Below are 23812 nucleotides of genomic sequence, written 5' to 3' on the forward strand. Positions count from 1 at the left end.
CGGCGGGCGGCGACGCCTCGCGCTCCGCGGCGCGCGGACCTACTGCGCGGCGGCGGCGACCGGCGCGTCCATGAGGACGGTGCGGCGCGGGTTCGCGGTCTGGGCCGGCAGGTCGACGGAGTGCTCCGGGGTGGCCGGCGCCGCCTGCAGTTCCTCGGCGTCCTTCAGGTGCGCGAGGGTGGTGCGACGGGGGTTGGCTATGTTGCGGAACATCATCGTCGTCTTCATCGGAGTTTCGGGCCCTCGGCTCGGTCGGTGGATGGGGCTGTCGGGTGCGCGTCGCGTGCGGCGGGCACCCAACCCTTCAAAGGGCAAGGCTAAACATCTGAATCCCTGACCGAACCGGGAAGTAATGGCCACGACCGTGTGAGTTTGCTCACCACTCAGCCGGCATTCCGGACATAACAGGCGGTCAATTCCGCCCGACCAAACGGACATTGCGCCACTGAATGCGCCATTCCGCTCCTGATCATCTCGACTGGGACACCTTGCCAGACGCAAGCTTTGATTGACGTAAGTCCGATTCATCCCGATAGTGCTTCCACGTCCCGTGACGTCCCCGTCACGGCTCGTGACCGGCTCGCCGGGCCGACACGCGCACCTTGTTGGAGATCCCCCACTGTGCTGGAATTCGCGGGACCGCCGCGGGTATCAGCCGGCGCGCAGCGGGCGCCAGAAGGCGCCGAGCGCGGTGGCAAGAGAGGGAGACGCGCCGGTCACCGACGACCACCATGGGGCCGTCAGTGCCCCACGACTCGACACCGTTTCGCCGGTCAACGGCGGAACGCCTGGTCCAGAGGTTGCGACGCTAGTGCAGGGACGATTCAAGAGGGATGGCAAGGGGTCTCCCCAGGCCCGCCAGGGACGTGGGGATGCCGCGGCGGAGCAGGACCCGCGCGGCGGGACCGACCGTGGTCCCTCGGCCCAGCACGCCCAGAACCGCGGGCCGGCCATCGAGGGAACCGGACCCCAGTCCGCTCCCCCGGTGAAGGGCAAGGGCCGCGGGAAGTCCGGCAAGGCCGCGAAGCCGGGTCGGGCCAAGGGCAAGACCGAGCCGATCGAGACCGACGAGGCACAGGCGATACCGAAGGCCCCCAGTGGGCCCGGTTCCCGTCTCGCCATGCAGAACTGGCGCATCAGCACGCGACTCGTGTCGCTGCTGACCCTGCCGGTCGTCGCCGCCACCACGCTCGGTGGCTTCCGCATCAACGACTCGATGAACGACATCGCGCAGCTGGAGCACATGCAGCTGCTGACGACGATGACCCGGCAGGCCACCAACCTGGCCGCCATGCTCCAGGAGGAGCGGGACAAGTCGGCCGGTCCGATGTCGATCGCCAAGGACGGCAAGACCAACAGCCTCGTCCAGGGTGTCCGCGACCAGACCGACGCCGCCGCCAACGCCTTCACCGCCGCGACCGACAAGGTCGACAACGCGGAGGACAAGGACGAGACGCTCAAGTCGATCCGCAACAACATCCTGCAGATCGGCCGTCAGCTCACCGGCATCGAGGACATCCGCAAGAAGGCGTACCAGAACGGCGCCCAGCAGACCGTCACCGAGTACAACGCCCTCATCGTCTCGCTGCTCTCCCTCTCGCAGGACATGGCCCAGGCCACCTCCAGCCCCGAGATGATCAAGCGCACCCGTGCCCTGGCGGCGTTCTCCTCCGCCAAGGAGTACGCCTCCATCCAGCGCGCGATCATCGCCGCCTCGCTCCCCGAGAGCGGCGACAAGCCGGGCAAGCTGGAGGAGAACGACCGCCTCTACGCCCTCTCCGCGCTCCGCGGCGAGAGCCAGGCGAAGAAGACCTTCGAACTCGTCTACCAGGGCAAGCCCGAGGAGCTCCTCGCGGCGCTCGGCGACGGCAACACGGAGATCGGCAGCGCCGACCACTACGCCCGTCGCGTGCTGAGCACCCAGGGACAGTTCGCCAAGGAGAAGAACCGGTCCTGGATGGACTGGTACGACGCCGACGACACCAAGCTCCAGGCGATGAAGGTCATCGAGCTGACCCTGCTCGAGGACATGGAGCAGAAGGCCCGCGAGCTCAAGAACGAGTCGCAGCAGGACGCCATCATCAACGGTGCCCTGATCCTCCTCGTCCTCGGCGTGTCGCTCGTCGGCGCCTTCGTCATGGCCCGGTCCATGATCCGCTCGCTGCGCCGCCTGCAGGACACCGCGACGCGCGTCGCCCAGGACCGTCTGCCCGAGCTCGTCAAGCAGCTCTCGGAGTCGGACCCGCAGGACGTCGACACCTCCGTGGAGTCCGTCGGTCTGCACACCCGCGACGAGATCGGCCAGGTGGCCGCGGCCTTCGACGACGTGCACCGCGAGGCCGTCCGCCTCGCCGCCGAGCAGGCCCTCCTGCGGGGCAACGTCAACGCGATGTTCACCAACCTCTCGCGCCGCTCCCAGGGCCTCATCCAGCGTCAGCTCTCGCTCATCTCCGAACTGGAGTCGCGCGAGGCCGACCCGGACCAGCTGTCCTCCCTCTTCAAGCTCGACCACCTCGCCACCCGAATGCGCCGTAACGGCGAAAACCTCCTCGTCCTCGCGGGCGAGGAGCCGGGTCGCCGGTGGACCCGCCCCGTCCCGCTCGTCGACGTGCTCCGCGCCGCGGCGTCCGAGGTGGAGCAGTACGAGCGCATCGAACTCGCGTCGGTGCCCGGCACCGACGTCGCCGGCCGCGTCGTCAACGACCTCGTGCACCTCCTCGCCGAGCTGCTGGAGAACGCCACCTCGTTCTCCTCCCCGCAGACCAAGGTCAAGGTCACCGGTCACGCGCTGCCCGACGGCCGCGTGCTCGTCGAGATCCACGACACGGGCATCGGCCTCTCCCCCGAGGACCTCGCCGCGATCAACGAGCGACTCGCGTCGCCGCCGACCGTGGACGTCTCCGTCTCCCGCCGCATGGGTCTGTTCGTGGTCGGCCGCCTGTCCCTGCGACACGGCATCCGCATCCAGCTGCGCCCCTCCGACTCGGGCGGTACGACCGCCCTCGTCATGCTGCCGGTGGACGTCGCCCAGGGCGGCAAGAAGCCGGGTCCGATGCCGGGCCAGGGCGGTCAGGGCGGCCCCGCGGCCGGCCAGGCCGGTCCCGGCGGCCAGGTGGGCCAGGGCGGCCAGGGCGGTCCCGGTGCGGGCGCGCGTCCTCCCGTGGGCGCCGGCCAGCAGCGCGGCCAGGTCTCCGGCGGCCAGCGTCCGGCCCTGCCGGGCCAGGGCGGTCCCGGTGCGCCGGGCGGCCCCGGTGCTCCCGGTGGGCAGCAGCGTCCGCAGGGCGGCCCCGGTGCCGCGGCGGGTCAGGGCGGCTTCGGCTCCGGCGCCCCGCTTCCGGCGCGCGGCCAGCAGTCGCAGCAGCAGTCGGGCGGCCTCCTCGGCGGTGGGCCGCAGGCCCGGCCGACGGCCGCGCCGGGCGCGTCCGGCCCCGGCGGATTCCCGCAGGGCAACGGCTTCGAGCGTCCGCAGCAGCCGGGGCAGCCCGGTCAGCCCGGTCAGCCGCAGCAGGGCGGTCCCGGCGGGCAGTCCCCGCAGGGCGGTCCGCAGCAGCCGGTCAAGCGTCGTCGGCCGCAGCTGCCGGCGCGCGGTGGCGCCCCGCTCGCGGAGCTCCCGGGTACGGGCGCCTCGCCCGCCGGGCTGCCGCAGGGCACCAGCTGGGGCTCCGGCCAGGGCCAGGACGTCCCGCGCGGGCACGACGAGCTGTCGGGCCCCGGGTCCACGGCGGAGTTCGCCCGCCCGGACTTCAACGGTCCGCCCCCGCAGAACACCGGCGGCCACCCCGCCAACAGCACGACCGGGCAGTTCGAGCGCCCGCAGCAGCCGCAGGCCCCGCAGAACCCGTCGACCACCGGGCAGTTCGAGCGCCCGCAGCCGGCCGGTCCGCTGGACCCCTCCCAGACCGGCCAGTTCGCCCGCCCGGGCGGGCCCGGTGTGGGTGCGGGCTACGGTCAGCAGCAGCCCCCGCAGGCTTCGTACGCCCCGGCCCCGCGGGCCGAGGCTCCGCGACTGCCGCAGGCGCACCAGCCGGAGGCCCTGCCGCCGGCGCCGGACCGTCAGGCCGGTGGCGAGCTGCGCAGCCCGATCTTCGACACGCTGGAGTCGAACTGGTACCCGCAGCAGGGCGAGCAGCCCGCCGCGCAGGCGCCGTCCGTGCCCCAGCAGCCGCAGGCCCCGGCTCCGCAGCAGCCGACCGGTCCCCAGCCCGCGCTGCCGCAGCGCGGCCAGGAGCGTCCGGCCGAGCCCGCCGCGGCGGTCACGGGCAGCACGCCGACGGTCAGCTGGCGCTCGTCGCCGAACGACGAGCTGATGCGCCAGGCCGAACGGGTGCGTCAGCCCGCCGCCGGCGGGATCACCACCTCGGGGCTGCCGCGCCGGGTACCGCGGGCGAACCTCGTGGCCGGCACCGCGCAGCAGCAGTCCGAAGCGCAGGCCGGTCCGCAGGTCTCGCGCGCCCCGGACGACGTCCGCGGTCGTCTCACCAACCTCCGACGCGGTATCCAGCAGGGCCGTCAGGCCGGCACCACCGGCCCCGCGACCGGCAGTTACCACATCGACCCCACTTACCAGCAGGAGCGATAGTTGAGTTCGATGAGCCAGGCGGCACAGAACCTGAACTGGTTGATCACCAACTTCGTGGACAACACCCCCGGGGTGTCCCACACCGTGGTGGTCTCCGCCGACGGACTCCTTCTGGCGATGTCCGAAGGATTCCCCCGTGACCGCGCCGACCAGCTGGCGGCCGTGGCCTCCGGCCTGACCTCGTTGACCGCCGGGGCCTCCCGGATCTTCGAGGGCGGCGCCGTCAACCAGACCGTCGTGGAGATGGACCGGGGATTCCTCTTCCTCATGTCCGTCTCCGACGGTTCCTCGCTGGCCGTCCTGGCGCACCCCGAGTGCGACATCGGCCTCGTGGGCTACGAGATGGCCCTCCTCGTGGACCGCGCCGGCAGCGTCCTGACCCCGGACCTGCGCGCGGAGCTTCAGGGAAGCCTGCTCATCTGACACCCACCCCCCGGCCGGACGGTACTTCCGGCCGGGGGTCCGGGACCGCACTCCCGGATTCCAGTACCCCCGACAGGCCGTCATGTCCCCCCACCGGCCGCCCCGTCAGACGGCACGCTGACCACTGCTGTCCAGCCCGGAGGATCAATGACCCCGCCCCCCGCCTATCCCGACGCGTACGGAGACTCGTACTCGGAAGGCGACCAGCCGCTGGTGCGTCCGTACGCGATGACCGGCGGCCGCACCCGGCCGCGCTACCAGCTCGCCATAGAGGCCCTGGTCAGCACCACGGCCGATCCGATGCACCTGTCCAACCTCCTGCCCGAGCACCAGCGCATCTGCACGCTGTGCCGTGAGGTGAAGTCGGTCGCGGAGGTCTCCGCACTGTTGTCGATGCCGCTCGGTGTCGCCCGGATCCTCGTGGCCGACCTGGCCGAGGCCGGAATGGTGGCCATCCACCAGCCGGGCAATGGAGAGGCCGGCGGAACGCCGGACGTAACGCTGCTCGAGAGGGTTCTCAGTGGACTTCGCAAGCTCTGACGCCGGAGCGGCTCCCCGCTCCACCACCTCCGCGAAGATCGTGGTGGCGGGCGGCTTCGGTGTCGGCAAGACCACGTTCGTCGGCGCGGTCTCCGAGATCAACCCGCTGCGCACCGAAGCCGTCATGACCTCCGCCTCCGCGGGGATCGACGACCTCACCCACACCGGTGACAAGACGACCACCACGGTCGCCATGGACTTCGGCCGCATCACCCTGGACCAGGACCTGATCCTGTACCTCTTCGGTACCCCCGGACAGGACCGCTTCTGGTTCATGTGGGACGACCTCGTACGCGGCGCCATCGGCGCCATCGTGCTGGTCGACACGCGCCGGCTGGCCGACTGCTTCCCCGCCGTGGACTACTTCGAGAACAGCGGTCTGCCGTTCGTCGTGGCCCTCAACGGCTTCGAGGGGCACCAGCCGTACACGCCGGAGGAGGTCCGCGAGGCCCTGCAGATCGGCCCGGACGCCCCCATCATCACCACCGACGCCCGCCACCGCGCGGACGCCAAGAGCGCCCTCATCACGCTCGTCGAGCACGCCCTGATGGCGCGGCTCAAGTAGCCGTCCTCCCCATCGGTTCGTCGGGGCGGGTTGTGTCTTCGGACACGGCCCGCCCCTGTCGTTCATAACGTTTCGACAGAGAATTGCCGCCAGTTGGACACGGCCCGCGTTCGCGCGGTGCCGCTGTGCGCACAACTGGCCCCGTTTTTGCCGCAGCTCGCTCTTTATGTCCGTTTTATGTGGGGCGTAAGGCTCTTGGAATGGCCGGTTCCAACTGTTTGGACCACGGCCGCTGCCCGTGCTGGAATTCAACGAACTAGCTAGTAGCACCGCCGAGAGGTTGTTGGTCGAGTGAGGCGAAGCAACTCGAGCCCCGCGGATGAACCCGCGCGCGGCAACTTCACCCCGCCGCCGCGCGGGGCCACGTCGCCCGTCGACGTGCCCGTGGAACCGTCCACCGGCGGGGGCAGCACCAGCAAGCTCTCGCCGCGCAACTGGCGCGTGCCGACCCGCCTGAACGCCATCCTCCTCGTGCCCGTCCTCGTCGGACTGGTCATGGGCGGCTTCCAGGTGAAGGGCTCGGTCGACACCTGGAACGAGGCGAAGGACGCCGAGAAGACCGCGCGGATCGTGCAGGCGGCCGCCGAGTACGGCCAGGCCCTCCTCAACGAGCGCGACCTCACGGCCGAGCCGCTCCTCAAGGGCGACCGCAACAACGACGCCGTCGCCAAGGCCTACGCCGCCACCGACGCCGCCAAGGCCAAGTTCGCCACCGCCGCGAAGGACCTGCCGGCCAAGCAGGGCCTGGAGCGCCGCCTGGAGCTCTTCCGCCAGGAGGAACCGAAGCTCGAACAGGTCCGCAAGACGGCGTACGCCATCCCCGAGACCCCCAAGAAGAACCTCCCCGCGCAGGCCGGCCCCATCCCGACCGAAGAGGGGTACGTGCTGGTCCAGCACTACCTCATGCAGTTCTCCAACGAACTGGGTCTGGGCACCGGGAACGTCACCAGCTACGGCCGCATGGTCTACGCGGTCGAGCTGGCCAAGGCCGCGAACTCCCTCCAGCGCTCGGTCGGTACGCACCTGCTGGTGCGCCCGAGCGAGAACGAGGACACCCGCAAGGCCCAGCTCGTCGCCTTCTCCTCCTACGCCTACCTCGAAGAGATAGCCATCGGCGAGTACGTCGCCGCCGGCACCGACGAGGACGTGAACCGGCTCAAGGAGGTCATGGGCAAGAAGTCCCAGGAGGGCGCCGCCAAGCTCGCCCAGGCCAAGCAGGCCTCCGAGCAGGCCGGTACGCCGTTCAAGGCCCCGCCCGTCGTGAACGGCTCCGCCCTCACCGGCATGACCGAGGCGATAGCCGGCGGCGAGAAGAACACCAAGCTCGCCCTGAACGGCACCACCCCGCAGGCCTGGCAGGCCGCGGCCACCGCCAAGTTCGACGGTTACGCCGAGATCGAGAAGGACCTCCTCGACAAGGCCGTCAACGAGGCCGTGAAGGTCTCCGACGAGGCCCGCAACGACGCCATCATCACCGGCGCCATCGTCGTCGTGGCCCTGTCGACCGCCTTCATCCTGGCCGGGATGATGGCGCGCCAGATGAGCCGCTCGATGCGCCGCCTGCGCTCCTCCGCCTTCGACGTCGCCGAGCAGCGCCTGCCGATGCTCGTCGACCAGCTCTCGCGCACCGACCCGGGCAAGGTCGACACCCGTGTCGCCCCGATCCCGATCAACTCCCGGGACGAGATCGGCGAGGTCGCCCGCGCCTTCGACCAGGTCCACCGGGAAGCGGTCCGGCTCGCCGCCGAGCAGGCGCTCCTGCGAGGGAACGTCAACGCGATCTTCACGAACCTCTCCATGCGCAACCAGTCGCTGATCGAGGGCCAGCTGACCCTCATCACCGACCTGGAGAACAACGAGGCCGACCCGGACCAGCTGGAGAACCTCTTCCGCCTGGACCACCTGGCCACCCGTATGCGCCGCAACGGCGAGAACCTGCTCATCCTCGCGGGTGAGAACCCGGGCCGCCGCTGGGACCAGCCGGTGCCCCTCGTCGACGTCCTGCGCGCCGCCTCCTCCGAGGTGGAGCAGTACGAGCGCATCGAACTCGCGGGCGTCTCCGAGGCCGAGATCCACGGCCAGGCCGTGACCGACCTCGTGCACCTGCTCGCCGAGCTGCTGGAGAACGCCACCACGTTCTCCTCCCCCCAGACCAAGGTCCGCGTCAACGCGACCCGTCTGCCCGACGGCCGCGTGATGGTCGAGATCCACGACAAGGGCATCGGCCTCACCGCCGAGGACTTCGCGGACATCAACCACAAGCTGGCCAACCCGCCGACCGTGGACGCCGCGATCTCGCAGCGCATGGGTCTGTTCGTGGTCGGCCGGCTGGCGGACCGCCACAGCATCCGCGTCCAGCTGCGCCCCTCGGGCGAGGCCGCGGGCACCACCTCGCTGGTGATGCTGCCCGACGCCATCACCCACGGTGGCGGTGGCGAGGGCATCCCGGACGACGACTTCACGGTCTCCTCGATCATCCCGCAGCAACAGGCCCAGCAGGCGCCCCCGCTGCGCACCGCCGCCGAGCTCGGCTTCGACGACTCCCGCTACGACGCCCAGGGCGGCAAGGACGCCACCGGCGGCCAGGGGCCCGACGGCGCCCCGCTCGACCCGATGGCCCGCTCGCTGGGTCAGAAGGACCGGCGGGCGGCGCTGGAGGCCCAGGTCCAGCAGGAGCCGGCGGCCCCGATGGCCGAGTACCCCGCGCAGGCGCAGGAGTATCCGGAACCTCAGCCCGAACACGGATACCAGCCGTACCAGGGATACGAACAGGCGTCCGCACCTTCTTACGAAGGGGCGTACGATTCTCCGGCGCAGCCCCAGGCCTACGAGGCGTACCCCGAGCAGGGCTATGCCTATCCGGAAGATGGCTACCAGGACGGTCAGCAGTCCGCTCAGACGTACGAGAGCGGCTACGAGGAGCAGTCCCCGCAGGCCGGGTGGCCCGAGCAGAACACGTACTCGGGTACCTACCAGCAGGACTACCAGACCGAATCGGAACCGCAGTCCGCTCCCGAACCGGCCCAGGAACGCGTAGGCTTCGACCGTCCGGGCGCCGCTGCCGACACCGGTCACCAGATGACCGGAGCGGGCCTGCCGCGACGCGGCAGCCAGCAGCAGTGGCAGCCGGCACAGCAGGAAGCGGAGTCCCCCGGATCCCTCTTCGAGCAGCGGTCGCCGCGCCGGCAGCCCGCCGCCGCGGAGCGGGACGAGGAAGGCGGCGACGCCTGGCGCTCCAACAACGACGAGCGCTGGCAGCAAGCCGCCAAGCTCCGTGAGCCGAAGGCGGGCGGGGTCACCCCGTCCGGTCTCCCTCGGCGGGTACCCAAGGCCAACCTGGTCGAGGGTGCTGCGGAGACGACCCCGCAGGGCGGCCCCCAGGTCTCCCGCGCCCCGGAGGACGTCCGTGGCAGGTTGAGCAACCTGCGACGCGGTGTCCAGCAGGGACGCAGCGCGGGTTCCGAGCAGTCAAGTAACAGCTATGACCAGGAGCGTTAGTGTGAGCCCGATGAGCCAGGCGGCACAGAACCTGAACTGGTTGATCACCAACTTCGTGGACAACACCCCCGGGGTGTCCCACACCGTGGTGGTCTCCGCCGACGGCCTTCTTCTGGCGATGTCCGACGGATTCCCGCGCGACCGCGCCGACCAGCTGGCGGCCGTGGCCTCCGGTTTGACGTCGCTCACCGCCGGAGCCTCCCGCATCTTCGAGGGTGGCGCCGTCAACCAGACCGTCGTCGAGATGGACCGAGGGTTCCTCTTCCTCATGTCGGTGTCCGATGGATCCTCCCTCGCGGTGCTCGCGCACCCCGAGTGCGACATCGGTCTCGTGGGCTATGAGATGGCCCTTCTCGTGGATCGCGCCGGCAGTGTCCTGACTCCGGATCTGCGCGCGGAACTGCAGGGAAGTCTTCTCAACTAGCAGACAGGCAGTGTGTTTCGCGTCATCGCACCGTAAGGTGCGGTGGCGCGGTTCCACAGGGAGTACTGCGTTCTTGGAGTCGGAGGAGGAAACGTGACAACACCCGGAGGACATCCTTATGGCGGCCAGCAGCCGCAGGGTGGGCACGACCAGAACCGCTTCAACTTTCCCTCCACTCCCAGCCGGCCCGTGCCGGAGCACGACCCGTACCAGCAGCAGTCGTACGGCCGACCCCAGCAGCCCCAGCAGCCCTACCGACCCGCGCGCCCCTCGCAGCCGCAGGCCCCGAAGGCGCACAACCCGCTGGTGCGTCCGTACGCGATGACCGGCGGCCGTACCCGGCCGCGCTACCAGCTCGCCATCGAGGCGCTGGTCAGTACCACGGCCGATCCCGCGCGGTTGCAAGGGCAGTTGCCCGAGCACCAGCGCATCTGCCGCCTGTGCCAAGAGATCAAATCCGTCGCGGAGATCTCGGCACTCCTCTCCATTCCTCTTGGTGTCGCCCGCATCCTCGTCGCCGACCTGGCGGAGGCGGGCCTTGTCGCCATTCACCAGCCCGGCGGCGACGAGTCTGCCGGCGGCCAGCCAGACGTGACACTGCTCGAAAGGGTGCTCAGTGGACTTCGCAAGCTCTAACGGCGGAGCGGCTCCCCGCTCCACCACCTCCGCGAAGATCGTGGTGGCGGGCGGCTTCGGCGTGGGCAAGACCACGTTCGTCGGCGCGGTCTCCGAGATCAACCCGCTGCGCACCGAAGCCGTCATGACCTCCGCCTCCGCGGGGATCGACGACCTCACCCACACCGGTGACAAGACGACCACCACGGTCGCCATGGACTTCGGCCGCATCACCCTGGACCAGGACCTGATCCTGTACCTCTTCGGTACCCCCGGACAGGACCGCTTCTGGTTCATGTGGGACGACCTCGTACGCGGCGCCATCGGCGCCGTGGTCCTCGTCGACACGCGCCGCCTCGCGGACTGCTTCCCGGCGGTCGACTACTTCGAGAACAGCGGTCTGCCGTTCGTGATCGCCCTCAACGGCTTCGACGGCCACCAGCCGTACACGCCGGAGGAGGTCCGCGAGGCCCTGCAGATCGGCCCGGACGCCCCCATCATCACCACCGACGCCCGCCACCGCGCGGACGCCAAGAGCGCCCTCATCACGCTCGTCGAGCACGCCCTGATGGCGCGCCTGCGGTAGCGGACCGCTCCCCCTCTCCACACCGGAACGCCGGGATCCCGTAAGGGTTCCCGGCGTTCCGTCGTTCCGGGGTCACCTCGTCGCGGGGTTCGGGCGCTCCGGCGCTCCCGCTCCGGGAGCGGGAACGCCCGCGGCCGCCCGGTGGACCCGGTCCCCGACGCGCGGGGCGTCGAGGTCCGGATCGGCCGAGCGGCCGTGGGAGGTGGTGCGGGGGTGGGGCGGGTCAGCCCTGCCAGCTGTGGGGGGCCTGGAAGCCGCGGCTGCGCTCCAGACGGCGCCAGCCGGCGGTGGAGCGGGGGCTGGCGGCGGCCTCGGGGGTGGCGGCGGCGCGGGCGAGCAGGATCGCGGTGATCGCGGCCAGCTCCTCGGGCGCGGCGTTGCCCTTCTCGACCTTCAGCAGGGTGTCGGTGCTCATCGTTGGCAGGTCTCCTTCGGTCGTTACTGCGGCGGGTTGCCGTGCTTGCGAGACGGCAGATCGGCGTGCTTGGTGCGGAGCATCGCGAGGGCGCTGATGAGCGTCTCGCGCGTCTCGGCGGGGTCGATGACGTCGTCCACGAGGCCGCGTTCGGCCGCGTAGTACGGGTGCATCAGCTCGGCCTTGTATTCCTTGACCATGCGGGCGCGCATCGCCTCGGGGTCCTCGGCGTCCGCGATCTGCTTGCGGAAGATGACGTTGGCCGCGCCCTCGGCGCCCATCACTGCGATCTCGTTGGTGGGCCAGGCGTAGGTGAGGTCGGCGCCGATGGACTGGGAGTCCATGACGATGTAGGCGCCGCCGTAGGCCTTGCGCAGGATCAGCGAGATCCGCGGGACGGTGGCGTTGCAGTACGCGTACAGCAGCTTGGCGCCGTGGCGGATGATGCCGCCGTGCTCCTGGTCGACGCCGGGCAGGAAGCCGGGGACGTCGAGGAGGGTGACGATCGGGATGTTGAAGGCGTCGCACATCTGGACGAAGCGCGCGGCCTTCTCGGAGGCGTGGATGTCCAGGACGCCGGCGAGGTGGCCGGGCTGGTTGGCGACGATGCCGATGACCTGGCCGTCCATGCGGGCCAGGGCGCAGATGATGTTGCGGGCCCAGCGCTCGTGGATCTCCAGGACGTCGCCGTCGTCGACGAGTTCCTCGATGACCTTGAGCATGTCGTAGGGGCGGTTGCCGTCGGCCGGGACCAGGTCCAGCAGCACGTCGGAGCGGCGGTCCTTGGGGTCGTCGCTCTCGTGGACCGGCGGGTTCTCGCGGTTGTTGGAGGGGAGCATCGTGATGAGGTAGCGAACCTCGGAGATGCAGGTCTCCTCGTCGTCGTACGCGAAGTGCGCGACGCCGGAGGTCTCGGCGTGGACGTCCGCGCCGCCGAGGCCGTTCTGGGTGATCTCCTCGCCGGTCACCGCGCGGACCACGTCCGGGCCGGTGATGAACATCTGCGAGGTGTCGCGGACCATGAACACGAAGTCGGTCAGGGCCGGGGAGTACGCGGCGCCGCCGGCGCAGGGGCCGAGCATGACCGAGATCTGCGGGATGACGCCCGAGGCCTTGGTGTTGCGCTGGAAGATGCCGCCGTAGCCGGCGAGGGCGGAGACGCCCTCCTGGATGCGGGCGCCCGCACCGTCGTTGAGGGAGACCAGAGGGGCACCGGCCGCGATGGCCATGTCCATGATCTTGTGGATCTTCGTGGCGTGGGCCTCGCCCAGCGCGCCGCCGAAGATGCGGAAGTCGTGCGCGTAGACGAAGACCGTGCGGCCCTCGACGGTGCCCCAACCGGTGATGACACCGTCGGTGTAGGGCTTCTTCGCCTCCAGACCGAAACCGGTGGCCCGGTGCCGGCGCAGCTGCTCGACCTCCTTGAAGGAACCTTCGTCGAGGAGGAGCGCGATGCGCTCACGCGCGGTCAGCTTGCCCTTGGCGTGCTGCGCCTCGGTGGCGCGGTCGCTCGGGCCGCGCCGGGCGTCCTCGCGGAGGGAGTGCAGCTCGGCCACGCGCCCGCGGGCGTCCGTCGGCTCGCTCGAGGTCTGGTCCACAACGGTCATGTACCGACCTTACGAAGTCGCGCCATCAAAACCCTCCGTTGGTTCTACACAGTCTCGGGCGCGTTCCGCTGTGTGGCCCGGACAGAACCGCCGGGGGATGTACGGACTCCCCCAGTCGGGGCGACGGGGCTTTGTGCGAGTCCTACAAAACCCTGCGACACGATCCAAGGAAGTTGAAAATTGAACGGAATGGGTCTACCGTCATTCTTGTTCAAGCTTCAACCACTTCGCAGCAGGTTCTTCTCCAGGAGGAAGTCATGGGTCTGTTCACCCGCCGTCACCAGGACACCGCGACCACGGCCGCCGTCGCCACCCTCGAAGCGGACCCGGCGCTCGCCGCGCTCACCGGCGACTACGTGATCGACGCGAGCCACAGCAGCATCGGCTTCACCGTGCGCCACGCGATGGTGACCAACGTCCGCGGCGCCTTCACCGAGCACGAGGGCACCCTCCACCTCGACGGGAGCGACCCCTCGCGCTCGACCGCCGCCATCGACGTCACGATCGCCTCGATCTCCACCGGCATCGCCGACCGCGACGCCCACCTGCGCGGCGGCGACTTCTTCGACGCGGAGGCCTTCCCCCGGATGACCTTCCGGTCCACCTCGGCGACCCACGTCGGCGGCGACACCTACCGCATCTCCGGCGACCTGACCATCAAGGACGTCACCCGCCCGCTCTCCATCGACCTGGAGTTCGGCGGCTCCGCGACCGACGCCTACGGCAACGAGCGCGTCGGCTTCGAGGGCTCCGCGCACATCCTGCGCTCCGACTGGGGCCTGACCTGGAACGCAGCCCTGGAGGCCGGCGGCGTGATGGTCGGCGACAAGGTGAAGCTGACCTTCGACATCTCGGCGATCAAGCAGGCCTGACCGCGGGCCCGCCGGCGCGCGGGCCCCGTCGAGCGGACCCGACCGGAAGTCCGGGGGCGGTCACCAGCCGCCCCCGCCGTCGAACCCGCCACCCCCGTCGAAACCGCCTCCCCCGCCGAAGTCCCCGCCGCCGAAGGCCGACGGGTCGAAGTCGGCCCCGGAGACCTCTCCTCCCTCGAAGCCTCCCCCGTCCATCGCTCCGGCACCGAAGTCGGAGGCGTAGGCCGGGGTGGACATCATCGATCCGAGCATCGTTCCCATCAGCAGCCCCGGGAGGATGCCGCCGCCGAAGTACCCGCCGGCCCAGGGACCGTACGCCGGGCCGGCGTCGTAGTAGGGGCGCCGACCGTGTTCGGTGTCGACCGTACGGACCTCGGGCTCCAGGCCCTCGCGCAGCCGTACGGCGTCCGCCGCGCAGACCGGGACGGTACGGGCCGCACCCGCCGGCGGTGCCCAGGTCGCGTCCTCGGTGCTCGGCCCGTGGCGCGGGTCGAAGAAACAGGGCGAACGGCGCTCCGGCAGCGGCCGCCCCTGCCGACGCGCGTCCAGCCGGGCCAGGGCGAAGCGCCCGTCCTCCAACGCCTGGGTGACGCCCCGGACCTCATGGGGGTACCGGACGGAGCCCATGATCTGCTTGGCCTTCTCGTACGAGTCGAGGCCCTGCGCGTAGTCCTCGCGCATCGCGTCGTCGGCGCCGGGCTCACCGGGATGGAAGTCCAGGCGCTCCAGCTCCTCGCCGAAGGCCGTGATGTCCTCGTCGACGACGACGGAGAGCTTGGCAACCGCCTCGCGGCGGGCCTCCTCCTTCTTCCTGCGTCCCCGGCGCACCAGCGCGTACGCGCCACCGCCGCCGATCAGCGCCACCGCGCCGAGGCCGATCAGCGCGCCGGCGGAGGAGCCCCGGTCCGAGGCGGCGCCGCCCCAGGAGGCGGGCGCCGATCCCTTGGCCTGACTCAGGGCCTGGTCGACGAAGTTGTCGAGCTGGGTGGCGGCGTCGGGCGAGCCCACCTTCACGGCGTCCGCGAGGTTGCGCACGGCGTTCGTCGGCATGACGGTCGGGTCGGCGCCGGCCGAGAAGCCGTCGCCGAGCCGGATCGCGTACAGGCCGGTGATCCCGGTCTGGGCGCGGACGGCACCGAGCACCTCCTTCGGGGGGAACTGCGCTCCGGTGGGCAGCACCGCGACGAAGACCGGCTTCCCGGCGTCCTTGATCTTCTCGGCCAGCGCCTCGGCCCGCTCCGGCGACAGTTGGTCCCGCGCCGCGGGGTCGACGTAGACGGGACCCTTCTTGAGGGCCTCCCCCACGGCGGCGACCCCGGTGGCGGCCGGCGCGGCGGCCACCGCCCGCGGGGCGGCCGCGAACGCGGTCACCGACATCGACGCCGAGACGGCCAGCAGCAGACCGGCCGACAGTGAGCGGAAGCGGGTGGATATCAGCCTGGTCCTCATGCCTACGACGCTACCCGAACCGCCCTTTTCCCGTGCGAGTCGGACATAAAGCCGCCGGGCCCGCGACTCGGCCCGCTACTCGGCCGGCTCCACGCCCGCGCGCAGGAGCCCGAAGGTGAAGGCGTCCTCCAGGGCCTGCCAGGAGGCCGCGATGACGTTCGGGGCCACGCCGACCGTGTTCCACTCGTCGGTGCCGTCCGTCGTGGAGATCAGCACCCGGGTCGTGGACTCCGTGCCGTGCTTGCCCTCCAGGATGCGGACCTTGTAGTCCACCAGCTCGAACTTGGCCAGCTGGGGGTAGAAGCGTTCGAGGGCCACCCGAAGCGCGCGGTCGAGGGCGTTGACCGGGCCGTTGCCCTCCGCCGTGGCGACGATCCGCTCGCCCTTGGCCCACAGCTTGACCGTGGCCTCGTTGGCGTGGGTGCCGTCGGGGCGGTCCTCGACGATGGCCCGCCAGGACTCGGTACGGAAGTACCTGCGCGCCCGGCCCTCGACCTCGGCGCGCAGCAGCAGCTCGAAGGAGGCGTCGGCGGCCTCGTAGGTGTAGCCGGCCAGCTCGCGCTCCTTGACCCGCTCGACGACGCGGGCGATCAGGGCCCGGTCCCCGCCGAGGTCGACGCCCAGCTCCTTGCCCTTGAGCTCGATGGAGGCGCGGCCGGCCATGTCGGAGACCAGCATGCGCATGGTGTTGCCGACGCGCTCGGGGTCGATGTGCTGGTAGAGGTCCGGGTCGACCTTGATGGCCGAGGCGTGCAGGCCCGCCTTGTGCGCGAAGGCGGAGACGCCGACGTAGGGCTGGTGCGTGGAGGGGGTGAGGTTGACGACCTCGGCGATGGCGTGGGAGATCCGGGTCATCTCGGCGAGGGCGCCGTCCGGGAGCACCTTGCGGCCGTACTTGATCTCCAGCGCGGCGACGACCGGGAAGAGGTTGGCGTTCCCGACGCGCTCGCCGTAGCCGTTGGCGGTGCACTGGACGTGGGTGGCGCCCGCGTCGACGGCGGCCAGGGTGTTGGCGACGGCGCAGCCGGTGTCGTCCTGGGCGTGGATGCCCAGGCGGGCCCCGGTGTCGGCCAGCACGGTGGAGACGACGGCGGTGATCTGCGCGGGCAGCATGCCGCCGTTGGTGTCGCACAGGATGACGACGTCGGCGCCGGCCTCGTGCGCGACGCGGACGACGGACTTGGCGTACTCCGGGTTGGCGCGGTAGCCGTCGAAGAAGTGCTCGCAGTCGACGAAGACGCGGCGGCCCTGCGCGACGAGGTGGGAGACGGTGTCGCGGACCATCTCCAGGTTCTCTTCGAGGGTGGTGCGCAGCGCGAGTTCGACGTGGCGGTCGTGGGACTTGGCCACCAGGGTGATGACGGGGGCGCCGGATTCCAGCAGGGCGCGGACCTGGGGGTCCTCGGCCGCGGAGCCGCCCGCGCGGCGGGTGGCGCCGAAGGCGACGAGGCGCGCGTTCTTGAAGTCGATCTCGGCGCGGGCGCGGGCGAAGAACTCGGTGTCGCGGGGGTTGGCGCCGGGCCAACCGCCCTCGATGAAGCCGACTCCGAAGTCGTCCAGGTGCCGCGCGATGGTCAGCTTGTCCGCGACCGTGAGGTTGATGCCCTCACGCTGGGCGCCGTCGCGCAGGGTGGTGTCGAAGACGTGGAAGCCGTCGTCGAGTGCCGCTGTCGGCTCAGTCGCCTCTGTCGTCGTCATGCTGATCTGACTCCTGTCGGATGAGTGGTTCCGGAGACCGGGGATCCCACTGCCCCCATCATCGCGCGCCACCGGCCCCGGCATGATTTCGAGCCGGGAAACGAAAAGACCCCTCGCGGGTGCGAGAGGTCTGCGCGCGGGTCTGGGGCACGGTGGCCGCTTCCGCGAAGGTCTTCCACGGTTCAGCGGTCACTGAGGACCGGCGCGCTGCTGTCCATAATCATGAGCCGAGCAGACACGCGCGCAGTCTTTCACACGCCCCGCCGACCGTGGACGCGAATCTCAGCATGCGGTCACCGGGGCGCTCTCCCGTGGACACGGGCGGGTGCTCACCGGGCGACGAGGGTGTCGGCGAGGAACTCGCCCACGTGTTCCAGGATGTCCGCGCGCCCCGTGCCCGGCAGGCCGACGGCGAGCTGGATGCTGAAGCCGTCGAGCAGCGCGCGGACGCGGGCGGCGAAGCGGTCGGGGTCCACGGGGCGGAACTCGCCGCGCGAGATCCCCTCGGCGATCAGGGCGACGAGGTCGCGGTGCCAGGCCCCCTCGATGGCCGCCTGGCGTTCGCGTTCCTCGGGTCCCGCGTTCTGGGAGCGGTTCCAGACCTCCAGCCACAGGGTCCAGTGGGGGTCCCGGGGGCCGTCGGGCACGTAGAGGTCGACGTACGCGCGGACGCGCTCGCGGGCGGGGCCGGGGCGGGCCAGCAGGGCGCGGCGGCGGTCGCCGAGGGCGGCCTCGCTCCACTCCAGGGTCCGCAGCAGGAGCTCGTCCTTGCTGCCGAAGTAGTAGAGGAGGTGGCCGCTGCTCATGCCGACCTCGCGGCCCAGGCCGGCCATGGTCAGGCCGTCCAGGCCCCGCTCGGCGATCATGGCCATGGCGGCGACGAGTACGTCCTCGCGCGGGGGCGCGTTCTTGCGCGCCGCCCGTACCGGTACTCCGCCCGCCACCATGGTCACTCCCTCACGTGGTCCGCCGGGTCCGGTCTCAGACCTTCGGCTGCTGCTGGGTGATGCAGTGGATGCCGCCACCCCCGGCGAAAATCGTACGTGCGTCGACGAGGGTCACGGTGCGCTCGGGGAACAGGCCCCGGAAGATCTCGGCGGCCTCCTCGTCGCGCGGGTCGTCGAAGGCGCAGAGCACCACGCCGCCGTTGCAGAGGTAGTGGTTGATGTACGAGTAGTCCACCCATTCGCCGTCCTCCTCCAGGACGGTGGGCGCGGGCACCTCGACGACCTCCAGCTGCCTGCCCCGCGCGTCGGGGGAGGCGCGCAGGATGGCGGCGATGGTCTTGCAGCGCTCGTGGTCCGGGTGGGCCGGGTCGGGCTGGGTGTGGACGAGGACCACGCCGGGGCGGGCGAAGGCGGCGACGATGTCGACGTGGCCCTGGGTGCCGTAGGTGCCGTAGTCGCCGGCGAGGCCGTAGGGGAGCCAGATGGCCTTGGTGGTGCCGAGGTGGGCGTGGATCTCGGCCTCGACCTCCTGGCGGGTCCAGCCGGGGTTGCGTCCCTCGCCGAGCTGGACGGTGTCGGTCAGCAGGACGGTGCCCTCGCCGTCCACGTGGATGGCTCCGCCCTCGTTGACCAGGCGGGTGCTGTAGGTGCGGGTGCCGACGATGTCGGAGACGTGCCGGGCGATCTTGGAGTCGTGGTCCCAGCGGGCCCATTCCTGGGCGCCCCAGCCGTTGAAGGTCCAGTCGACGGCGGCCAGTTCACCGGCGTCGTTGGTGACGAAGGTGGGGCCGATGTCGCGCATCCAGGCGTCGTCGAGGTCGCGCTCGACCAGCTCGACGTCCTCGCCGACGACGGCGCGGGCGCCCTCGGCGTCCCCCGGGGAGACCACCAGGGTCACGGGCTCGTACGCGCGCACGGCGCGGGCGACGGCGCCCCAGGCCTCGCGGGCCTCGGCCAGCTCGCGCTCGTCGGTGAAGGTGGGGTTGGGGCTGGGCCAGGCCATCCAGGTGCGCTCGTGGGGGGTCCACTCGGCGGGCATCCGGAAGCCGCGGGCCGCGGGCGTCGTGGGGGTCTCGGGCTGTGCGGTCATGGCGGGGTCCTTAGGGGCTCGCGAGCCGGGCCGGCTCACAGGAGGTACGGGCGGTCGAGGGCCCTGGCCGGTTCCGCCGCGCCGCGCGGCGCGGTCGGTCACGCCCCGTAGGGGTCAGGCGCACGCCGATCCACCACCTTTTGAATCGATGGATTAGAGCATCACTCTAACTCTTCATTTCCTTGCTGGGAATCATTGACCTACCAGCCAGGCCTGAGTCACATTGAGTGTCGCTCAAACACCTGCGACCACCCCCCGCCCTGCCAAGGGAGTCCCCCCATGCCCATCGAACAGCGCGGAGTCGACACCATCCCGGAGGAGGAGCGGACCAGCGGGCCTCGTGACCTGATCTCGATCCTGCTCGGCTCCAACCTCTGCCTCGGCGTGATCGTCTTCGGCTGGCTGCCCCCGTCCTTCGGACTGGGCCTGTGGCCCTCGGTCACCGCCGTCGTGACCGGCACCCTCGTCGGCATCGCCTTCACCGCGCCGCTCGCGCTGGTCTCCCTGCGGACCGCCACCAACCTCTCCACCTCCAGCGGCGCGCAGTTCGGCGTACGCGGCCGGCTGGTCGGCTCGGTCGTGGGTCTGCTGCTCTCCCTCGGCTACACCGCGCTGACCCTGTGGATCGGCGGCGACGTGATGGTCGGCACCCTCGCGCGCCTCACCGGGCTCCCGGACACCGGTGTCACGCGGGCCGCGATGTACGGCGTCCTGGCCGCGTTCACGGTCGTCGCCGCCGTCTTCGGCTACCGGCTGCTGCTGCGCATGAGCAAGGTGCTGTCCGTCGCCATGGTGGTCCTGCTGGCCGTCGGCGTCGTCGCCTACGCCCCCGACTTCACCACCGCCGCCCCGCCGGACACGGCGTACCTCCTCGGCTCCTTCTGGCCGACGTGGGTGCTGGCCGCCGTCGCGGCCGGGCTCAGCGGGCCCGTCGCCTTCATCACCCTGCTCGGCGACTACACCCGCTACATCTCCCCCCGCCGGCACGGCTCCCGCAAGGTCCTGTGGTCGACCGCCCTCGGCCTCCTCGTCGGCCTGCTGGTCCCGCAGCTGTTCGGCACCTACACCGCCCTCGCCGCCCGGGCCGGGCTGGACTACGCCGGCCCGCTCGTCGAGGCCGCGCCGTTCTGGTACCTGGTCCCGCTGCTGGTCGCGGCCGCGGCCGGCTCGGTGGGCAACGCCGGGCTGATGCTCTACTCCATGGGCCTGGACCTCGACGCGATCGTCCCCCGGGCCACCCGCACCACGGCCACCGTGATCGCCGCCGTCGTGGCGACCGCCTTCGTCTTCTTCGGCTCCTTCGAGTGGGACGTGCAGTCCGCGATGACCTCCTTCGTGCTGCTGCTGACCTCGATCGGCACCCCCTGGGCCGTGATCACCCTGATCGGCCACGTCCGCTGCCGGGGGGTCTACGACCCCGACGCCCTCCAGGTGTTCAACCGTGGGGCCCGCGGCGGCGTCTACTGGTTCAGCGGGGGTTGGAACGTCCGCGCCACCGCCTCCTGGGCGGCGGGCGCGGCCGTGGGTCTGGCCGCCGTGTCGACACCGGTGTACGAGGGCCCGCTGCTGGCCCTCACCAACGGAGTGGACTGCAGTTTCATCCTGTCGGGGCTGGTCGGCGGCGCGGTGTACGCCGCGCTGACGGTCCGGCCGAAGGCGGCTCCCGCCGCCGATCCGACGGGCACGGTGACGGTGGCGGCCGACTAGACCATCCGGTGGGGCCGCCGCGGTGAACGACCCGGGGAGGCGTCGTGGAAGAGCTCGCTTATGTGGCGGGGAAGATCGTCAAGGGGATCGCGGGCCTGGCGTACGTGTTCGGCGACGGGCTGTTGGAGCCGGGCGCGGCCGACGACCGCGGGAAGAAGGGCAAGGGCGAGGACGGGGCGGACGAGGAGCGCTGACCGCCGCCGCCCCTGTCGCCGCCGCTCCGCCCGCCCCGGTCCGGACCACGCCCGGTCCGGACGCGCCGAAGGCCCCCGCTCGTCGAGCGGGGGCCTTCGGGTCGTTCGGGGCGCGGCTCAGCCGAGCGGGTGCATCCAGCCGTGGGCGTCGGCGGTGTGGCCGGTCTGGAGGTCGAGGAGCGCCTTGCGGAGCTTCATGGTGACCTCGCCGGGCTCGCCGTCGCCCTGGGTCCAGTTGGCGCGCTCGGACTTCACGGAGCCGACCGGGGTGATGACGGCGGCGGTGCCGCAGGCGAAGACCTCGGTCAGGGTGCCGTTCTCGTTGTCGCGCTTCCAGTCCTCGGTGGTGATGCGGCCCTCCTCGGCGGTGTAGCCGAGGTCGCGGGCGATGGTGAGGAGGGAGTCGCGGGTGATGCCGGGCAGGAGCGAGCCGGTGAGCTCCGGGGTGACGATGCGGTCGCCGTACACGAAGTACAGGTTCATGCCGCCCATCTCCTCGATCCAGCGGTGCTCGACGGCGTCCAGCCAGACGACCTGGTCGCAGCCGTGCGAGGCGGCCTCCGCCTGGGCGACGAGGGAGGCGGCGTAGTTGCCACCGGTCTTGGCGGCGCCGGTGCCGCCCTTGACGGCGCGCACGTACTCCTCGGAGAGCCAGACGGAGACGGGCTTGACGCCGCCGGGGAAGTAGGCGCCGGCGGGCGAGGCGATCACCATGAAGAGGAACTCGTTGGCGGGGCGGACGCCCAGGCCGACCTCGGAGGCGAACATGAAGGGACGCAGGTACAGCGAGGCCTCACCGGAGTCCGGCACCCAGGCGCGGTCCTGCTTGATGAGCGCGTCGCAGGCCTCGATGAACAGCTCGGTCGGCAGCTCGGGCATCGCCATGCGGCGGGCGGAGGCCTGGAAGCGCTCGGCGTTCGCCCGCGGGCGGAAGGTGGCGACGGTGCCGTCGGGCTGCTTGTACGCCTTGAGGCCCTCGAAGATCGTCTGCGCGTAGTGCAGGGTCATGTTCGCCGGGTCGATCGACAGCGGGGCGTACGGGACCAGCTCCGCGTCGTGCCAACCGCGACCCTCGGTCCACTTGATCGTCACCATGTGATCGGTGAAGTGGCGGCCGAATCCGGGGCTGGCCAGGATCGCGTTGCGCTCCGCGTCCGACAGGGGGTTCGAGGAGGGCTTCAGCTCGATCGTGGGCGTCGTCATGAGTGCTTGTCCTTCACCGTTGGGTAGGGCGGACCGCGCTCACGGCGTACTACGACGTCCGAGCTTGCCCGTATTCCGCGGCCTCGCGTTCGATTATCGCCCGCGGGCAGCCTTCGGTGAAACGGGGTGTGTACGGTCCAGGGGAGATGGTGGCACCCGGGGCCGCACAGGTGAAGCCGCCAGGTCCCTTTGTGACCTGGCGGCTTCCTGTCGAGGTGGCGCTGCCGGGTCAGCCGGCTACTCGCGCGGCGAGGGCGTCGCCGATCGCGTCGGTGGAGCGGAAGGTCCCGTCGCGCTCGGCCAGGTCGGCCGAGACCGCGTCCTCGATGCGGGCGGCCTGGTCCTCGTAGCCGAGGTGGCGCAGCAGGAGGGCGACGGAGAGGATCGTCGCGGTCGGGTCGGCCTTTCCGGTGCCGGCGATGTCCGGGGCCGAGCCGTGGACGGGCTCGAACATCGACGGGAAGGCGCCGGTCGGGTTGATGTTCCCGGAGGCGGCGAGGCCGATCCCGCCGGTCACGGCGGCGGCCAGGTCGGTGAGGATGTCACCGAAGAGGTTGTCCGTGACGATGACGTCGAAGCGCTCGGGCTGGGTGACGAAGAAGATCGTCGCGGCGTCGACGTGCAGGTAGTCGGTGGTGACCTCGGGGTACTCGCGGCCGACCGCGTCGAAGGTGTTCTTCCACAGGTGGCCCGCGTACACGAGGACGTTGTTCTTGTGGACCAGCGTCAGCTTCTTGCGCGGGCGGGCGTTGGCCCGCTCGTACGCGTCCCGCACCACGCGCTCCACGCCGTACGCGGTGTTGACGCTGACCTCGGTGGCCACCTCGGCGGGGGTGCCGGTGCGCAGGCTGCCGCCGTTGCCGGTGTACGGGCCTTCGGTGCCCTCGCGGACCACGACGAAGTCGATCTCCGGACGGCCGGCCAGCGGGGTGGCGGTGTTCGGGAACAGCTTCGAGGGGCGCAGGTTGATGAAGTGGTCGAAGGCGAAGCGGAGCTTCAGCAGCAGACCGCGCTCCAGCACGCCGGACGGGACCGACGGGTCGCCGATGGCGCCGAGGAGGATCGCGTCGTGGTGCTTGAGGGCTTCGAGTTCGGCGTCCGGGAGGGTCTCACCGGTGCGGTGCCACCGCCGGGCACCGAGGTCGTATTCCTTGGTCTCCAGCTTCACATCCTGGGGCAGGACCGCGGTAAGGACCTTGAGGCCCTGAGCCACGACTTCCTGGCCGATGCCATCACCGGGGATCACTGCGAGATTGATGCTGGTCGACATGACGGAACCGTACTCCGTGTCCCAGCCCTCAGACATATCGCGTCCACCATATGGACGCGCGTGCGGCGCGACCGGTGGGCGCGACATGTCGGGGCCGGCGTGGTGCGGGTGGTGGGACGTGCGGCGACCG

At 71.0% G+C, this 23812-nt stretch carries 20 protein-coding genes; 11 read left to right on the plus strand and 9 right to left on the minus strand.

Annotated elements, in window-relative coordinates:
• Window positions 1–39: 39 nt before the first annotated feature.
• The gene (locus tag ACZ6ZI_RS14085; protein WP_363057598.1) at window positions 40–228 is read right to left on the minus strand and encodes a hypothetical protein; all 189 of its coding nucleotides are present in this window, start codon (window positions 226–228) and stop codon (window positions 40–42) included.
• 583 nt (window positions 229–811) lie between these two features.
• Between ACZ6ZI_RS14085 and ACZ6ZI_RS14090 the strand changes: the two genes are divergently transcribed.
• From ACZ6ZI_RS14090 to ACZ6ZI_RS14125, 8 genes are all read left to right on the plus strand, one after another.
• Complete coding sequence (locus ACZ6ZI_RS14090) at window positions 812–4579, plus strand: nitrate- and nitrite sensing domain-containing protein (protein WP_469519857.1); 3768 nt, start codon at window positions 812–814, stop codon at window positions 4577–4579.
• A gap of 9 nt (window positions 4580–4588) precedes the next feature.
• A complete protein-coding gene (locus ACZ6ZI_RS14095; RefSeq protein WP_008739864.1) occupies window positions 4589–5002 on the plus strand; it encodes a roadblock/LC7 domain-containing protein in 414 nt (137 codons plus the stop codon).
• Between the two features lie 147 nt (window positions 5003–5149).
• Complete coding sequence (locus ACZ6ZI_RS14100) at window positions 5150–5542, plus strand: DUF742 domain-containing protein (RefSeq protein WP_267012008.1); 393 nt, start codon at window positions 5150–5152, stop codon at window positions 5540–5542.
• Window positions 5523–6107, plus strand: coding sequence for a GTP-binding protein (locus ACZ6ZI_RS14105; protein ID WP_100660867.1), 585 nt, complete (start codon window positions 5523–5525; stop codon window positions 6105–6107). Before ACZ6ZI_RS14100 ends, ACZ6ZI_RS14105 begins: the two co-directional genes overlap by 20 nt.
• Before the next feature lie 291 nt (window positions 6108–6398).
• Complete coding sequence (locus ACZ6ZI_RS14110) at window positions 6399–9605, plus strand: sensor histidine kinase (protein WP_469519859.1); 3207 nt, start codon at window positions 6399–6401, stop codon at window positions 9603–9605.
• 10 nt (window positions 9606–9615) lie between these two features.
• Window positions 9616–10029 carry a roadblock/LC7 domain-containing protein gene (locus tag ACZ6ZI_RS14115; RefSeq protein WP_030037347.1) on the plus strand — a complete coding sequence of 138 codons (414 nt, stop codon included), beginning with the start codon at window positions 9616–9618 and terminating at the stop codon, window positions 10027–10029.
• Window positions 10030–10122: 93 nt separating this feature from the next.
• Complete coding sequence (locus ACZ6ZI_RS14120; RefSeq protein WP_363063512.1) at window positions 10123–10665, plus strand: DUF742 domain-containing protein; 543 nt, start codon at window positions 10123–10125, stop codon at window positions 10663–10665.
• On the plus strand, window positions 10646–11230 hold the full coding sequence (locus ACZ6ZI_RS14125; protein ID WP_007266770.1) for a GTP-binding protein: 585 nt from the start codon (window positions 10646–10648) through the stop codon (window positions 11228–11230). Before ACZ6ZI_RS14120 ends, ACZ6ZI_RS14125 begins: the two co-directional genes overlap by 20 nt.
• A 223-nt stretch (window positions 11231–11453) precedes the next feature.
• On the opposite strand, the gene ACZ6ZI_RS14130 is transcribed toward ACZ6ZI_RS14125, so the two are convergent.
• A complete protein-coding gene (locus ACZ6ZI_RS14130; RefSeq protein WP_363063510.1) occupies window positions 11454–11645 on the minus strand; it encodes an acyl-CoA carboxylase subunit epsilon in 192 nt (63 codons plus the stop codon).
• Between the two features lie 23 nt (window positions 11646–11668).
• On the minus strand, window positions 11669–13252 hold the full coding sequence (locus tag ACZ6ZI_RS14135) for an acyl-CoA carboxylase subunit beta (RefSeq protein WP_363063508.1): 1584 nt from the start codon (window positions 13250–13252) through the stop codon (window positions 11669–11671).
• A 257-nt stretch (window positions 13253–13509) separates the two neighbouring features.
• Here ACZ6ZI_RS14135 and ACZ6ZI_RS14140 point away from each other — a divergent pair, with 257 nt between their 5' ends.
• A complete protein-coding gene (locus ACZ6ZI_RS14140; protein WP_469519863.1) occupies window positions 13510–14124 on the plus strand; it encodes a YceI family protein in 615 nt (204 codons plus the stop codon).
• Window positions 14125–14184: 60 nt separating this feature from the next.
• Here ACZ6ZI_RS14140 and ACZ6ZI_RS14145 read toward each other — a convergent pair whose 3' ends face one another.
• From ACZ6ZI_RS14145 to ACZ6ZI_RS14160, 4 genes are all read right to left on the minus strand, one after another.
• The gene (locus ACZ6ZI_RS14145) at window positions 14185–15573 is read right to left on the minus strand and encodes a hypothetical protein (protein ID WP_469519866.1); all 1389 of its coding nucleotides are present in this window, start codon (window positions 15571–15573) and stop codon (window positions 14185–14187) included.
• A 75-nt stretch (window positions 15574–15648) separates the two neighbouring features.
• Window positions 15649–17271, minus strand: a complete 1623-nt coding sequence (gene cimA / locus ACZ6ZI_RS14150) for a citramalate synthase (protein ID WP_469519869.1) — start codon at window positions 17269–17271, stop codon at window positions 15649–15651.
• 329 nt (window positions 17272–17600) lie between these two features.
• On the minus strand, window positions 17601–18218 hold the full coding sequence (locus tag ACZ6ZI_RS14155; RefSeq protein ID WP_469519872.1) for a TetR/AcrR family transcriptional regulator: 618 nt from the start codon (window positions 18216–18218) through the stop codon (window positions 17601–17603).
• A 34-nt stretch (window positions 18219–18252) separates the two neighbouring features.
• Entirely contained in the window at window positions 18253–19308 is a 1056-nt protein-coding gene (locus tag ACZ6ZI_RS14160) for an agmatine deiminase family protein (protein WP_469519875.1), read from the minus strand.
• Between the two features lie 279 nt (window positions 19309–19587).
• Here ACZ6ZI_RS14160 and ACZ6ZI_RS14165 point away from each other — a divergent pair, with 279 nt between their 5' ends.
• Together ACZ6ZI_RS14165 and ACZ6ZI_RS14170 are read left to right on the plus strand one after the other, a co-directional pair.
• Window positions 19588–21015 (plus strand): cytosine permease, encoded by a 1428-nt coding sequence (locus ACZ6ZI_RS14165; protein ID WP_469519878.1) that lies wholly within the window; start codon window positions 19588–19590, stop codon window positions 21013–21015.
• A gap of 44 nt (window positions 21016–21059) precedes the next feature.
• Entirely contained in the window at window positions 21060–21209 is a 150-nt protein-coding gene (locus ACZ6ZI_RS14170; RefSeq protein WP_469519881.1) for a hypothetical protein, read from the plus strand.
• Between the two features lie 117 nt (window positions 21210–21326).
• Here ACZ6ZI_RS14170 and ACZ6ZI_RS14175 read toward each other — a convergent pair whose 3' ends face one another.
• Together ACZ6ZI_RS14175 and ACZ6ZI_RS14180 are read right to left on the minus strand one after the other, a co-directional pair.
• A complete protein-coding gene (locus ACZ6ZI_RS14175; RefSeq protein WP_363063493.1) occupies window positions 21327–22412 on the minus strand; it encodes a branched-chain amino acid aminotransferase in 1086 nt (361 codons plus the stop codon).
• Window positions 22413–22641: 229 nt separating this feature from the next.
• Window positions 22642–23682: a 3-isopropylmalate dehydrogenase gene (locus ACZ6ZI_RS14180; protein WP_469519884.1), complete on the minus strand. Its 1041-nt coding sequence runs from the start codon at window positions 23680–23682 to the stop codon at window positions 22642–22644.
• Window positions 23683–23812 lie beyond the last annotated feature (130 nt).

The organism is Streptomyces sp. NPDC103540 (genome assembly GCF_055584445.1).

Coding starts and splice junctions, on each gene's coding strand:
- ACZ6ZI_RS14085 (WP_363057598.1), bottom strand. CDS start 228: ATGAAGACGACGATGATGTTCCGCAACATAGCCAACCCCCGTCGCACC.
- ACZ6ZI_RS14095 (WP_008739864.1), top strand. CDS start 4,589: ATGAGCCAGGCGGCACAGAACCTGAACTGGTTGATCACCAACTTCGTG.
- ACZ6ZI_RS14100 (WP_267012008.1), top strand. CDS start 5,150: ATGACCCCGCCCCCCGCCTATCCCGACGCGTACGGAGACTCGTACTCG.
- ACZ6ZI_RS14115 (WP_030037347.1), top strand. CDS start 9,616: ATGAGCCAGGCGGCACAGAACCTGAACTGGTTGATCACCAACTTCGTG.
- ACZ6ZI_RS14130 (WP_363063510.1), bottom strand. CDS start 11,645: ATGAGCACCGACACCCTGCTGAAGGTCGAGAAGGGCAACGCCGCGCCC.
- ACZ6ZI_RS14135 (WP_363063508.1), bottom strand. CDS start 13,252: ATGACCGTTGTGGACCAGACCTCGAGCGAGCCGACGGACGCCCGCGGG.
- ACZ6ZI_RS14140 (WP_469519863.1), top strand. CDS start 13,510: ATGGGTCTGTTCACCCGCCGTCACCAGGACACCGCGACCACGGCCGCC.
- ACZ6ZI_RS14145 (WP_469519866.1), bottom strand. CDS start 15,573: ATGAGGACCAGGCTGATATCCACCCGCTTCCGCTCACTGTCGGCCGGT.
- cimA (WP_469519869.1), bottom strand. CDS start 17,271: ATGACGACGACAGAGGCGACTGAGCCGACAGCGGCACTCGACGACGGC.
- ACZ6ZI_RS14155 (WP_469519872.1), bottom strand. CDS start 18,218: ATGGTGGCGGGCGGAGTACCGGTACGGGCGGCGCGCAAGAACGCGCCC.
- ACZ6ZI_RS14160 (WP_469519875.1), bottom strand. CDS start 19,308: ATGACCGCACAGCCCGAGACCCCCACGACGCCCGCGGCCCGCGGCTTC.
- ACZ6ZI_RS14165 (WP_469519878.1), top strand. CDS start 19,588: ATGCCCATCGAACAGCGCGGAGTCGACACCATCCCGGAGGAGGAGCGG.
- ACZ6ZI_RS14175 (WP_363063493.1), bottom strand. CDS start 22,412: ATGACGACGCCCACGATCGAGCTGAAGCCCTCCTCGAACCCCCTGTCG.
- ACZ6ZI_RS14180 (WP_469519884.1), bottom strand. CDS start 23,682: ATGTCGACCAGCATCAATCTCGCAGTGATCCCCGGTGATGGCATCGGC.